Here is a 13,103-nt window from a genome sequence, read left to right as displayed (position 1 = left end):
GCGGCACGCCGATGCCCTATGATGTCGCGATGTTCAACCCGTTGACTGGCACGGCTTCCACGGTTCCCGCTTCGAAACTGGCAATCGGATAAGCACAATAGTCGGCTGCGTAATAGGCGCTGGGTCGATGATTGCCGGACGCGCCCAATCCGCCGAAGGGCATGTTGCCCGCTGCGCCCGTTGTCGGTCGGTTGCGATTGACCACGCCCGCGCGGCTTTCCTCCACCATACGCGACCACAAATGTTCGTTTTCCGAGACAAGGCCCGCCGACAGGCCGAACACGGTGGCGTTCGCAGCCTCCATTGCTGCATCGAAATCAGGAACGCGGATGACCGACAGAACGGGAGCGAAAATCTCCGCGTCAGGTGTGTCGATGCCCGTCACGTCGAACATGGCGGGCGTCACGAAGGCGGCGCTGCGGCCCTCGATCGCCGTGAAGGGCCGGATGGTCCTGGCTCCCCGCGCGATCAGGTTGTGAACGGCTGCATGGGCGGAGGAGGCCGCCTGTTCAGATACCAGCGGTCCCATGAAGGCTTCTCCCGCATCGGTCCAGGCCGCGATCGGAAGGCGCGCAGCCAAGGCCGCCGTCGCTTCGACGATGGCATCCCCGATCGCGTCGTCCGGCACGATCAAACGGCGAGCGCAGGAGCAACGTTGGCCGGTGGTGATGAAGGCTGAGTTGATGATGATCGAAGCGGCGGCTTCGGGATTGTCCCATGCGATCAGCGGGTTGTTGCCGCCCAGCTCCAGAGCCATGATGACATGAGGGCGATCCACCAGTGCCCGCCTCAGCGCCGAACCCGCGCCCGCCGACCCGGTGAACAGCAGTCCGTCAATGTCCGCTGCGACCAGTGCTTCGCCGGTGGCTCGGCCGCCCTGCAGGACTTGCAGCACATCAGTCGGGAGCCCCGCCGCCAGCCAGGCTTCGGCCATCGCCGCGCCGGTGGCTGGTGCGATTTCGGATGGTTTGAAAATGACTGTGTTGCCGGCGATCAGTGCTGGGACGATATGTCCGTTCGGCAGATGGCCGGGGAAATTATAGGGGCCGAGCACTGCCATCACCCCATGCCCGCGGTGGCGCAATATGGCGCGACCGAACGCCATGTCGCTTTGCCGCTCGCCGGTACGCTCAGCATGGGCCTTTATCGACACTTCTACCTTGGCGATCATCGATCCCAGTTCGGCGTCGCTTTCCCAGAGCAGCTTGCCAGTCTCACGTGAAATGAGTTCCGCCAGGGCGCGGCGGCGCTCCTGCAGGGCATCGGCGTAGCGGCGCGCTATGGCGATCCGGTCGTCCACTGCCAGCGCCCGCCACGGCGGTATGGCAGTCGTCCGCCCGAGCAATCTTGCCTTCCCAAATCACTTCGCCCGATGCTGGGTCGAAGGATTGCAGCCATTCCGTCATCTGGCCCCGCTTTCCTGCGCAGCGGTCATCGCGAAAATGCCCGTCGCGTTCCCGGTGTCGAAGGCGAGGTCAAGCCGTCCCGTGGCCGGATCGATGTCGCGGCTGATGAATTCGAAAAAGGAACCGGAAACGGAGCGGCTTTCGCCGTCAGCGAAGAGGCGCTCCACCCTGTCGGCGCGGAAGGCGGTCTGTCGGACGCGGCCGGTGGCTGACACTTCCAGTCTGTCCTTCATGGGCCGATCCTCGCTTTTCAACCGCTCGGCAAGGGCCGCGACATCGTCGACCCTGTCGGTTGCGTGATTGAACGCGTTGCCTTCCGTCGCAATCCAGGCGGCTTCGTTGGAGTAAGACAGAAGCTGTTGATAATCTTCCCATGTGGGCGGTTCATGCTGGCGGTCGAACGCCGCTACGACGGAGGGCAGCGCGATTACAGCGTCAGCGAAGTAGACAGGCTCTTGAGCCGAATAGCGCGCCAGCACATCCTTCGCCTGAAGGGTCAGCGGATCACGCGACGTTCCGAATACGCGCCGGGCGACATCTGCGAAGGCCGCGTCGAAGCGATCGACATGGAGTTCCGACAGGAAGAATTGCGGGATGATGTCGGGATGGTCCAGATGACGGTAGGCCCGGCCGGTCATGCTCAATCGATCTAGCGGATAGACCGCCGCCATGTCGTATCCGAGCGGCACGAGAATACGGGTAAACGCGTCTTCGCCCGGCGGCAGGGCACCGGTAGGACCGGATGGGAACCGCACCGTCCGCAGCGCCCCATGGTCGAAAAACACCCTTTTCCCGCGGGCAAGCACATCGGCGACATAGGCTGCGCCACTCGACACCCGACCAAGCAGGTCATGAAACAGCGCGACGTTGAGCGCTATGGCAAAGGCGGCGCGCGACACCGCTTCGCCCTGTTCCGCCATCAATCCGCTGTCGATCGCCAATGCGGCCAGAGTTCGATGACCGGCTTCCTCTCCCAAGTTGGCGGCAACCAGCGCCTCTATATGTCCCATCTTCCATTCACCGTGACAGGTTCGACCATGGCCGTCCTTATTGCAGTATAAGGACGCTTTGCCAAATGCCGGCACGGTCAGTTGAGCGCGAAGAGGGTGCCCCGGTCACATCTTCTTGGGCATGCAGTCCGATCCCGCGGCCTTGATCGAGCCGCACAACCGTGCCGCCTCTGCTGCGCTCGACAGTGGCCCTGCCTGGAGGCGGGTCACGGCCTCCGTCTTCACCAGATAGAGCTGGTAAGCGGAAAGGCCTCCAACCTTCTTCGTCAGTTGGCTCCACAGCGTCCGAGCGCGGCCCTCCTCGCTGAAGGCGCCCAACTGAACGCGCCAGTTGCCGGAAGAGGGCGGGACCGCCTTGGACGTGGAGGCGATCTGAGGCTTCGATGGAATCGGCTTGTTTGCCGCGCTCGGCGGCGATGGTTTGGCCGGACTGGACACCGCCGCTGAACGCACCGGAATCGGAGCTGCTTCCGTTTTAGGGCTTTTGCCGGTCTCGAGGCTGGCGGCAAGCGCCGTGCCCTGCCTGCGCTGATCTTCAGGGATATATTTGCCCATCTGCTCGAGGCTCGTCGTGGCCTGCGACAGCCCCGCAGCCGAAGCGCGGCTCATCAACGCATAGGCGCGGACCCAATCCTTGCCGATGACGTCGCCGTTGAACAAGGACGTGCCAACGATATATTGCGCGCGGGGTTCGCCGCGGGATGCGGCACGCTCAAGATAAGGCATGGCTCCCGCCCGGTCGCCTTGCTGGAACATGAGAAGGCCAAGGCTGTCCTCCGCCCGCAGATGTCCCTGCTGCGCGGCCTTGCGATACCAGTTGATGGCCATGGCCATGTCGGACTGAACGCCCCGGCCGAGCTTGTAGGCCTGGCCGAGATTGAACTGCGCGTCGGGGTCGCCGGCTTCCGCCAGCGGACGCCATTCTGCGATTGCTTTCGCATAATCGCCCTGCTGCCAAGCATCGACGCCGGTCTTTACGTCAGCCTGAACAGGCGCGGTCAGGCTCGCCATAGCCGCGGCCGCAAGGATCACCACTATCCGCTTCATGCGCCAAAGCTCCTGCGTCTCATGATATTCAGCGATGCCCTATGCCATCAGGGTTAATGTCCCGTTAGCGCCAGTTCGTGCGACGCCTCGGGATGATCGCTCAGATGGTGTTTTCCCGCAATTAACCAATTTTTAGCTCCGCCCGTGCGATTGCGAACGAACCTGAATTTTGGTGGGGGGCGCGCGTGCGGATTTTGGCATTGGCATCGCAGAAGGGGGGATCGGGCAAGACGACGCTGTCCGGCCATCTGGCTGTTCAGGCGCAGCTGGCCGGTGCCGGCCCGGTGGTGCTGATCGATATCGACCCGCAAGGGTCGCTTGCCGACTGGTGGAACGAGCGGGAAGCGGAATATCCCGCTTTCGCGCAAACAACTGTTGCCCGCCTGGGGGCCGACCTAGAGATTTTGCGGCAGCAGGGCTTCAAGCTCGCCGTGATCGATACGCCGCCCGCGATCACCATGGCGATACAGAGCGTCATTTCCGTTGCGGAACTCATCGTCGTTCCCACGCGTCCGAGTCCGCACGACCTGCGAGCCGTGGGCGCGACCGTGGACTTGTGTGAACGGGCGGGCAAGCCGCTGATCTTTGTCGTAAATGCCGCTACGCCAAAGGCGCGCATCACTTCCGAAGCAGCCGTGGCTCTGTCGCAGCACGGCACGGTCGCCCCGGTGACACTGCACCACCGGACGGATTTCGCCGCATCGATGATCGACGGGCGCACCGTGATGGAGGTCGATCCCAAGGGGCGTTCCGCAGCGGAGGTGCAGGCCCTCTGGACCTATGTGTCGGACCGGCTTGAAAAGAATTTCCGTCGCACGGTGTTTTCCGTGCCCCATGGCAGCGTCGGTACCGTTGCCGCCCGCCCGACGGGCGGAGGCTTTGGCCGCCGCGTGATCAGCCAGTGAAGGAGGCGCGCATCATGGCCGAACCCAAACCGCTTGCTTCTCTGACCTCCGGCTTGCTGGCCCGCAAAGGCACCGCCCAGCCAGCGATGCGCCGTCCGATGCTTGGCTCGGGCCGTGCGCCCGCTGTATCGGCGGACGACCTTGGTTGGAACGACATGGGCTTTGACGTGCAACCTGCGCCATTGCCTGTCGAAGAGGCTGTCGCTCCTATCGGCCTCACCCCCATGGCCGCAGCCGTGACCGAACCGCCGGTCATCCACCAACGCAAGACGCTGGCGCGGCGATTGGCTGGCAAGGCCGTTGCGGCTCCGGCCGCTGTGCGGGCGCGAAAGGCTGCCTTTACCTTGCGCCTGGACGCTGATCGCCATCTCAAGCTTCGTCTTGCCTGCGCTGTTAGCGGTCGATCCGCGCAGCAGATTGTGACGCAGGCGCTTGATGATTATCTCAACGACTTGCCGGAAATCGACCGGCTGGCTCAACAATTGCCAGCTGTAGGCGACGGTCAGTAATCGGAGTGGGTAGGAAGATGAATCGCAAGACATTCAAAAGCGTGACGCTTTCGTCGCTGCTCGTCGCCACCACGATGGTCGGCTGCACGGGCGCAGCCTTCCGTCCGTCGGCGGCGGTCGTTCAGCCCCAACGCGACGCGGCCAAGTCCGCTGTTGCGGCGGAAAAGGCCCTGACGGATCGAAATGGCGCGAAAGCCGTGGAGGCGGCGGAGGCCGCGGTTCGCCTCGATCCCCAGAATGCGACCTATCGCCGGACGTTGGGCCGTGCCTATGTACTCGCCGGCCGTTTTGCTTCGGCGGAAAGCGCGCTGTCTGACGCGGTTTCGCTGGGCGACGGCGACGCCAGTACCTTCGTTAATCTGGCACTTGTGCAGACGGCGCAAGGCCGGGCGGAGGTGGCCCGCGAGCTTCTGACCGCGCATGCCGACATCATTCCTGCTGGCGACTACGGCCTTGCCATGGCGATTGCCGGCGACCCGGCCGAGGGCGCACGCATCCTGTCCGCAGCGATCCAGGACCCATCAGCCACGGTGCGGACGCGCCAGAACCTTGCCTATGCCTATGCCTTGGCAGGGCGGTGGAAGGATGCGCGCATGGTCGTGGGCATGGATATGGAACCGCTCGCGGCAAACAAGCGGATTTCGGACTGGGCGCAGATTGCGGAGCCTTCACTCGCCCCCCTGCGCGTCGCGGCTCTGATGGGCGTGACCATCAATCAGGCCGATCCTGGCCAGCCGGTCGCCTTGGCGCTGGCGGCGCCCGCGTCTCCGGTCGAGATGGCCAGCGCCGCGTCGGAGCCTTCCATACCCAATTTGCCGATGCAGATGGCGGACGAAAACGGCGCGCCACAGCCGGTGCCCGTTATCCAGGCGCTGCCTGAACCGGTCAGGGTCGCGGCCTATGGCTCCGAAAACCGCCTGAAGATGCGCGCTGCCGGTAGCCGCATGCCTGTGGCTAACATGGAGCGCGCAGCCTTCATCAGGCCGGTGGGCACTGGTGCCAGCCAGTGGGTGGTTCAGCTTGGCGCCTATGACAATGCGGCCGTCGCCAAGGAGAAATGGTTCGCCATGGCGGGCCGCAACACAAGCTTGGCCGCTTTTCCGGTGCTGACGAGCCAGGCGACCGTCAATGGCCGGGGCTATCACAGGCTGGCCATCAGCGGCTTTGGTGACAGGAATGCCGCCGCCACCATGTGCCGGACGATCCGAAGCCGGGGCGGGCAGTGTTTCGTGCGCGAAACCGCCCCCGATGCGACGCCGCAGCGCTGGGCTCTGTCCGGGCGAGGACGCCAGTTCGCGTCCCGCTGAGCCGGATTTCAGGATAAACCATCCGCACGGAGCTTTCGGGTTCCGTGCATTCCTTCAGCGTATTTCATCCGCGCGCCGCTGCAAATGGCGAGCGCGGCAGCCAGCCTTCCGCACGAGGGGATGTCAGGCAAAGCCTTGCCCTCGGCGCTGGGTATTGGAGGAAATGCGGCGAGGCGGCGTCTTCTTCTGCGGCGCAGGTTAGAACCAGAAGCGGATGCCCATGACCAGGCTGGTCGCAGACGCGCTCTCCCCGCCGGCGTAGGCAAAGCGGGCGGTGTCTCCGAATTTGCGTTCCCAGTTGATGCCAACATAGGGGGCGAATTCGCGCGCAATCTCGTAGCGCAAACGAACACCCAGCTCGATGTCGGACAGGCCCGAGCCAACACCGATGTCAGGCACGTCCTGCGCGGCGACATTCACTTCCACTGCCGGTTGGAGGATCAGCCGCTGGGTCAGGCGCTGGTCGTAGCTGCCCTCCAGCCGCAGATGTGCGTCGCCCTTTTGCGACAGGAAAAGCTGCCCCTCGACCTCGAACCAGTAGGGGGCCAGTCCTTCGATTCCGATGGTGGCATAGGTGCGTTGGGGCTGCGGGCGGAAATCCTGTCGCACGCCGCCGACGATGTTCCACCACGGGTCGATGGCACGGCTGTAAAGCGCCTGCACCTCGGCGCTTTCGAGCGCGCCGCCAATGTCGCCTTCACCCTCGGACTTGATCGCCAGCCGGTTGACGTCGCCGCCGATCCAGCCTTCGCCTTCCCAATGATAGCCGTCGCTAGTCTTCAACGCGCGATATTCGAGCCGGTCGATCATCAACTGCGAAAAGATCATGCCGCCGCTTTCCTTCGTCATCGCGGCGCGGGCGCGGGCCATGACGGCGGGATCATATAGGGCGTCGGCGGCATGGTCGACGGGAATGGGCGGCGGCGTGCCGTTCGGGATGGCGCTGTCCGCGTCGTCCATACCGGGACCGGCATGAGGGTCGGCGGCGGCGGGCATTGCGCCCTGCGGCATCTGATGCGCGCCATGGTCCATCTGGCTATGGTCCATCGTCTGCGCCTGTGCCGGCCACGCGGTGGCAAGCAGCGCTAGGCCGAGTGCGCGCATCATGCCGCGCCACCTTCGTGCCGGACGGTTACGACCCGCATCATGCCCGCGTGCATGTGCATCAGCATATGGCAATGAAACGCCCAGTCCCCGATCGCATCGGCGGTGAGGTCGAAGCTCACTTTTCCTCCCGGCAGCACGTTGACGGTGTGCTTGCGTGGGTTGGTCGCCGCATCCTCACCGGTCACGAGCTGGAAGAAATGGCCATGAATATGAATGGGATGGGGCATCATCGTGTCGTTGATGAGCGTCGCGCGGACCCGCTCCATATGGCGAAAAGCAATCGGCTCCGCTCCATCTGACAGCTTCACCCCGTCGAACGACCACATGTAACGCTCCATGTTCGCGGTCAGGTGAATGTCGAGCGCGCGGGTCGGCCGGCGCGTATCGCTGTTAGGCTCGAGCGCTTTCAGGTCCGCATAGGTGAGGACGCGGTGATCGACGTCCTCCAGCCCGGTGGGACGGTCGGCCGTGCGGTCCGCCGGCATGGCGGAAAGGGTCGCGACGCCCGGTCCCATCGGCACGTCGGGCGCGACCGAGGGGTCGAGCATCTTCATGCTGTGTCCGCTCATGCTGTCGTCGGCGGGCTGGCTCAGATCAATGACGCCATTCTGGCCCATGTCCATCCCGCTCATGTCCATGCCCATGTCCTTCATGGTGAGCAGCGGGCGCTGGCGCAGCGGAGGGATGGGCGCCACCATGCCGATCTGCGGCGCGAGCGTCGCGCGGACAAGGCCAGAACGGTCGATCGCCTCGGCTATCAAGCCATAAGGCTTTGCTTCGGTCGGCTGGACGACCACATCATAGGTCTCGGCAATGCCGATCTGGAACTCGTCGGTTTCGACCGGCTGGACATGCTGGCCGTCGCACTGGACCACGATCATTGCAAGGCCAGGCAGCCGCACGTTGAAATTGGTCATCGCCGAGGCGTTGACGATCCGCAATCGCACCCGCTCCCCCGGCGCAAACAGGCCGGTCCAGTTTTCCGGCGTGCCGTGGCCGTTCACCAGAAAGCTGTAGGTAAAGCCGGTGACGTCGGAAATGTCGGTGGGGTCCATCCGCATCTTACCCCAGGCGATTCGGTCCGCAAGGCTCTGATCCTTGCCCTTGAGCAGCCCGGCCAGGGTCTGCTTCTGCATATTATAATAGCCGCCCATTTGCTTGAGACGTTTCAAAAGCATGTGGGGGTGGACCGGCGACCAGTCGGACAGGACGATTACATGTTCTCGGTCCGCCTGCACCGGATCGGGGCCGGCCGGATCGATGATGATCGGGCCATAATGGCCCATTGCTTCCTGCATTCCTGAATGGCTGTGATACCAATAGGTGCCCGATTGCCGGATCGGGAATTCATAAGTGAAGGTCTCTCCCGGTCGGATGCCAGGAAAGCTGATGCCGGGCACGCCGTCCATCTGAAACGGGACGATCAGGCCGTGCCAGTGGATTGACGTATCTTCCTTCAGCCGGTTAGTGACGGCGAAGCGGACATTCTGTCCTTCCTTCAGGCGGATGAGCGGGGCGGGCAGGGTGCCGTTGACGGTGATGGCATGGGCCGATCGCCCGCCAGTGGCGAAATGGCTTTCGCCGACGGTGAGCGCGATCATGTCGCCCGAAAGCACGTCCGGCGCGGGGCGCAAGCCCGCTGATCCGCTGCGCGCCCAGGCTGGGAAGGCGTGTGCCAGCATGAGCGCTGTGGCCCCCTTCATAAGGGCGCGGCGATCGAGAGACAGGGAAACCATGCTGCCTTTTACGCGCCCCGCAGATTAATCCCTCAACATTGCGTTCAGTTTCGCACGAGCGCGGTAGAGGCGCGTCTCGATCGCCTTGGGGGTGACGCCCAACACCTGGCCTGCCTCGACCTGGCTCATCCCCTCTATCGCGCAAAGCAGCAGCGGGTCTTTCAATGTCGCAGGGAGGGCGGCGACGGCGGCGTTGATCCGGGCGAGCGCCTGCGCCGAATCGAGCGCCTCCTCCGGGGTGGCGCGTTGATCGCTTATGCCGAGCGCCTCGTCGATCGGCCGCGCGCCGGTGAAGAAGCGGCGCACAGCGCGCCGCCGCGCCCAGTCGCGGCACTTGTTGAGCGCGATCTGCGCGATCCAGGCGCGGAAGGAGCGCGCGCCGTCATAGCGGGGCAGGGCGGCGAAGGCGGCAATGAAGGCCTCCTGCGTCATGTCCAGCGCCTCGTCAGCATCGCCGATATGACCACGCGCGAGCCGATATACGGCCTCGCGATGGCGCTGCATCAGCTCGGCATAGGCCGACTGGTCGCCGGACAAGGCGCGGGCGACAAGCGCGCGATCCTCTGGATCAGCGGCACTCACCCTAGCGCGAGGACTGGGCAGGCTGGGTCAGCGCCTTGACGATGGCGGCGTCGAACTGCGCCGCCTGATCAGGACGCAATACGCCGCGCATCGCGAAAATATGCTGCAACGTTTCCTTTTGCAGCTGACCCATGACGTGGTGCGACAGATCGACCGCCGCGCTGACCTTCGGGCCATAGCCATGTTCGGCGGCAATCGCATCTGCAAGCCGCTGGTTATCGGTGCGCATCTCCGCCTCCAGCGCCGCGCGACGCTTCGCGAAGGCTGCCTCCAGCGCATGGATTCTCGATTTCTGGGCGGGATCAAGCGTCAGCCGCTCATGCAGCAATGCGTGGATCTCGCTTTCGACATGGGGCGCGGGAGCGAGCAGGGTACGCGCGACCAGTACGGCGGCCAAGGCCGCGGCGAAGGCCACCAGCGCCACCAGCAGATAGCGGCCCGCGCTCACTGGCCGAGCAGGCGCGAGGGCGCGTAGTCGGACATGCCGATCGCCGCGAGAGAGACCTGGGCCGGGGCGGAAGGAAAAATGCTGCCCGCCCAGCCGATGCCGATCGCCAGCAGCCCTGCCAGTGCCAGGCTGCGCCGCGCCATCGCCTGTTCGCGCCGCCGCGCGACGCCCGCCATCACCGCGCCGTCGATCTCGTCGAGCCGGGCGTCGGTCGGCATGGCGCGCAGCGCATTCAGCATCTGGTCGAGGTCGCTCATCGTCATCGTCTCCATTCCCCGCATCGCATACGCGCGCGGCGCGCCTATCCCTTGGGTAGCCAGCAAAGGAAATATGCGCGGCGGATGAGGGGGCGGGCAAGGGCATGCGTAAAGCATCTTATCCACCCTTGCCAAGATTGTCCCATGAACCGTTCGTTGGTTGCTTTGAATGCCGCCGCCATCGCCTTTCCGGGCGTTGGCGCGGCTCATCAGATCGGGCAACCGCGCGCCCTCATGGGCATTGGCTGCGCTTGCGTCCCAGGTGCGGGTCAGGCGACCGTCGTCGCATCGGGCACCGTTCCGTCGAGCCCGAGACCCGGAAAAGCGCTGAAAAGAGAGCCGGTCCTTGATCTGCAATTCAGTCGCATCGGTGGCCGTCCGCCCTTGGCACGGGCGGTGCGGCGCAAGGCCGCTATAAGGGGGCCGCGAAAAACCTCGCCACTACGGCCTCCAACCGTTCCAGCGGATCCCCGGCGGCGTTCAGCGCCTCTTATCGGTCGTGGACTTGTAACGGATTTGCGCCAGTCACCTGAGAGCTGCTCATTCGAGGAGACCGAAGTGATGACCAAGCATGGGTTAGAATTTCAGCGTGAGGCAGGGCGGATCGCACTGGCCAGTGGTTTACCGCGCAAGCGGGTATCCGCACCCACAAGCACAAGGTCACGACCGACAGCCACCATCATCTGGGCGTGGCGGCGAACTGGCTCTACCTCGCTGTCATCCTCGACCTGCAAGCCGTATCGTTGGCTGGGCGGTCAGCGACCGGATGAAGAAGGATCTGGCGATCCGTGCACTCGACATGGCCGTTCGGCTACGCGGGGGCGCCATTCATATTTGGGTGGCATCAGCCCGCTCACATTCGAAGCCAAGGTGGCATAATGAGATAGGTGACCGGCGCAAATCCGCTACAAGTCCAATTCCCCTTGGCAGGGCAGAAGTCCGTATAGGACATTCTCGCCAATTCTTGCGCATGAGTGTTACAATATCAGTTGTATATGGAGGTTTGAAATGAGTGAAAGAAAGCAACAGGTGGTCGCGCTCCTGAAGGCGATTGAGACGGGCGAGGGAGAGCCGGTCAGTGTCATCAATTCCAACAGCTATATTCAGCATAACCTCGCAGTTGCCGATGGATTGGAGGGCTTTGGGGCGGTGCTCGCGCAGCTTCCTGCCGGGTCGGCGCGGGTCAACACCGTTCGGGTGTTCGAGGATGGTGCGTTCGTCTTCGCCCATACGGACTATGACTTTTTCGGCCCGAAGATCGGCTTCGACATCTTCCGTTTCGAAGATGGCAAGATCGTAGAGCATTGGGACAATCTGCAGACCATCGCGGGCCCGAACCCGAGCGGACATTCGATGATCGATGGCCCGACCGAAGCCTCTGATCTCGACAAAACCGAAGAGAACAAGGCCTTTGTTTGTGCGTTCGTCGAGGACATACTCGTCAATGGCAAGCTCGACCGACTGAACGCTTATTTCGACGGCGATGCGTATGTGCAGCACAACCCGCAGATTGCGGACAATCTGACGGGCCTTCAGACGGCTTTACAGGCGATGGCCGAAGCAGGCGTCACGATGAAATATGATCGCATCCATCGCGTGCTTGGAGAGGGCAACTTCGTGCTGGTGGCGAGCGAGGGGACGTTTGCCGGCGAGCACGTGTCCTTCTACGATCTGTTTCGTGTTGAGGACGGCAAGATCGCCGAACATTGGGATACAATCGAAACGATCCCGCCGCGCGAATCGTGGAAAAACGAGAACGGCAAGTTTTGACAAGCGGGAACCGTCCTGCCGGTGTGGGACGGTTCCCCTTCACCTTCGATGGAGCGTAAATATGAGACGTATCGGGGTTATCGCTGTTGCCGCCTTAGGAGCGTTCATGGCCTCATCTTGCACCAAAGAGCCGCAATCCCACGTTATTGAAGTGGTGACTCTCAAAATTCGACCTGGCGTTTCTGTGTCGGAGTTCACCGACATCGACAAAGCGGTGGAGCAAGAGCATGTTTCCCGGCAGCCGGGGTTTATTAGCCGTGAATCGGCACCTGGCAGAGATCGTGACTGGCTTGTCATCGTGCATTGGCGTTCAGTGAAAGATGCGGATGCCTCAATGAACAGCTTTGCTTCCGCCCCTTCTGCACAAAAATTCATGGGGTCGATCGAGCCGGACACGATGGTGATGAAGCGCTATGGCCGCTGAGTTCCCCGTTTCAGGTCGTCGAGGAGGAATCGTGGCCGAGTTTCCGATCTTTAAGGAATGTTTTGCCGCCCGCCGCGATGTTTGACGATCGTCCGTCGCCAGACCGTTCGGCGCGGATCGTAGCGAAATTTACGGAGTGTGCGCTTGGTCCGGAGAGCTTCCCTCGCCCGAGTGCTGGCGGACGACGAATTCCGGACGATTCGGGAGCGCGTGCATGTCTCGCAGCCGGCATCACCTGTTTGGCGCGCATCAGTGGGCACGCCGAGTCTTCGGACGTGGCAGTCTTCCACTCTCCCGGCGCGAATGGCGTTTTCCGATGGATTTCTGTCCCCCTATCGGCTGCAATGGCCTTCGCAACCCGCACGCGATGGAGTGGAGCGCCTGTGAGATTCAGGCTGCCACCTTCGCTTCGTCCTCAATCAGCTTACGCAATCGGCGTCTTACCGTCACAGGTGTCAAACGGCGTTCAAAAGGGACCCCCGATCGGCGTCGAAGAGGGACCCCCTTTTCGGATAATATGATGCTGGTTTGTTGAAGATGGCCTTGCGCTGCGTGCGGCGGAGGGCGGGCGTAGCCCGACCGGAGGCGCGCGCAG

At 63.3% G+C, this 13,103-nt stretch carries 12 protein-coding genes and 3 pseudogenes; 6 read left to right on the top strand and 9 right to left on the bottom strand.

Features of this window, described 5'->3' with window-relative positions; translation table 11 throughout:
• Positions 1–16: 16 nt before the first annotated feature.
• The 3 genes and pseudogenes from astD to AX724_RS13950 all read right to left on the bottom strand — a co-directional run bounded on the left by astD (position 17) and on the right by AX724_RS13950 (position 3,463).
• A pseudogene (gene astD, locus AX724_RS13960) lies at positions 17–1,406 on the bottom strand (succinylglutamate-semialdehyde dehydrogenase).
• Positions 1,403–2,416 carry a 2-oxoadipate dioxygenase/decarboxylase family protein gene (locus tag AX724_RS13955; RefSeq protein WP_066767468.1) on the bottom strand — a complete coding sequence of 338 codons (1,014 nt, stop codon included), beginning with the start codon at positions 2,414–2,416 and terminating at the stop codon, positions 1,403–1,405. Before AX724_RS13955 ends, astD begins: the two are co-directional and overlap by 4 nt.
• Positions 2,417–2,521: 105 nt before the next feature.
• Positions 2,522–3,463 carry an SPOR domain-containing protein gene (locus AX724_RS13950; protein WP_066767466.1) on the bottom strand — a complete coding sequence of 314 codons (942 nt, stop codon included), beginning with the start codon at positions 3,461–3,463 and terminating at the stop codon, positions 2,522–2,524.
• Between the two features lie 185 nt (positions 3,464–3,648).
• Between AX724_RS13950 and AX724_RS13945 the strand changes: the two genes are divergently transcribed.
• From AX724_RS13945 to AX724_RS13935, 3 genes are read left to right on the top strand one after another with little or no spacing between them, the layout of a single operon-like run.
• Positions 3,649–4,368, top strand: a complete 720-nt coding sequence (locus AX724_RS13945) for a ParA family protein (RefSeq protein WP_066767464.1) — start codon at positions 3,649–3,651, stop codon at positions 4,366–4,368.
• A 14-nt stretch (positions 4,369–4,382) separates the two neighbouring features.
• Positions 4,383–4,877 carry a hypothetical protein gene (locus AX724_RS13940; RefSeq protein WP_066767462.1) on the top strand — a complete coding sequence of 165 codons (495 nt, stop codon included), beginning with the start codon at positions 4,383–4,385 and terminating at the stop codon, positions 4,875–4,877.
• 17 nt (positions 4,878–4,894) lie between these two features.
• Entirely contained in the window at positions 4,895–6,184 is a 1,290-nt protein-coding gene (locus AX724_RS13935; protein WP_066767461.1) for an SPOR domain-containing protein, read from the top strand.
• Positions 6,185–6,382: 198 nt separating this feature from the next.
• Here the strand turns inward: AX724_RS13935 and AX724_RS13930 are convergent, their stop codons facing one another.
• From AX724_RS13930 to AX724_RS22915, 6 genes and pseudogenes are all read right to left on the bottom strand, one after another.
• Positions 6,383–7,288, bottom strand: a complete 906-nt coding sequence (locus AX724_RS13930) for a copper resistance protein B (protein WP_066767746.1) — start codon at positions 7,286–7,288, stop codon at positions 6,383–6,385.
• On the bottom strand, positions 7,288–9,027 hold the full coding sequence (locus tag AX724_RS13925) for a copper resistance system multicopper oxidase (protein WP_066767459.1): 1,740 nt from the start codon (positions 9,025–9,027) through the stop codon (positions 7,288–7,290). Before AX724_RS13925 ends, AX724_RS13930 begins: the two co-directional genes overlap by 1 nt.
• Positions 9,028–9,051: 24 nt before the next feature.
• Entirely contained in the window at positions 9,052–9,609 is a 558-nt protein-coding gene (locus AX724_RS13920; protein WP_066767457.1) for an RNA polymerase sigma factor, read from the bottom strand.
• A 1-nt stretch (position 9,610) separates the two neighbouring features.
• Positions 9,611–10,057, bottom strand: a complete 447-nt coding sequence (locus AX724_RS13915) for a Spy/CpxP family protein refolding chaperone (protein WP_066767455.1) — start codon at positions 10,055–10,057, stop codon at positions 9,611–9,613.
• Entirely contained in the window at positions 10,054–10,314 is a 261-nt protein-coding gene (locus AX724_RS13910) for a hypothetical protein (RefSeq protein WP_066767744.1), read from the bottom strand. The genes AX724_RS13915 and AX724_RS13910 overlap by 4 nt, the downstream gene beginning before the upstream one ends.
• 275 nt (positions 10,315–10,589) lie before the next feature.
• Positions 10,590–10,798 (bottom strand): annotated as a pseudogene (locus AX724_RS22915) (transposase); the annotation flags it as partial.
• A 154-nt stretch (positions 10,799–10,952) separates the two neighbouring features.
• Between AX724_RS22915 and AX724_RS22910 the strand changes: the two are divergent.
• The 3 genes and pseudogenes from AX724_RS22910 to AX724_RS13900 all read left to right on the top strand — a co-directional run.
• Positions 10,953–11,146 (top strand): annotated as a pseudogene (locus AX724_RS22910) (DDE-type integrase/transposase/recombinase); the annotation flags it as partial.
• A 197-nt stretch (positions 11,147–11,343) separates the two neighbouring features.
• On the top strand, positions 11,344–12,084 hold the full coding sequence (locus tag AX724_RS13905) for a nuclear transport factor 2 family protein (protein ID WP_197421584.1): 741 nt from the start codon (positions 11,344–11,346) through the stop codon (positions 12,082–12,084).
• 61 nt (positions 12,085–12,145) lie between these two features.
• Positions 12,146–12,508: an antibiotic biosynthesis monooxygenase family protein gene (locus AX724_RS13900; RefSeq protein WP_197421583.1), complete on the top strand. Its 363-nt coding sequence runs from the start codon at positions 12,146–12,148 to the stop codon at positions 12,506–12,508.
• The last annotated feature ends 595 nt before the right edge of the window (positions 12,509–13,103 follow it).

Origin of the sequence: Sphingobium sp. CCH11-B1 (assembly GCF_001556865.1) — a bacterium.
Lineage (GTDB): Bacteria > Pseudomonadota > Alphaproteobacteria > Sphingomonadales > Sphingomonadaceae > Sphingobium.
This window is presented reverse-complemented; position numbering and strand designations above follow the sequence as displayed.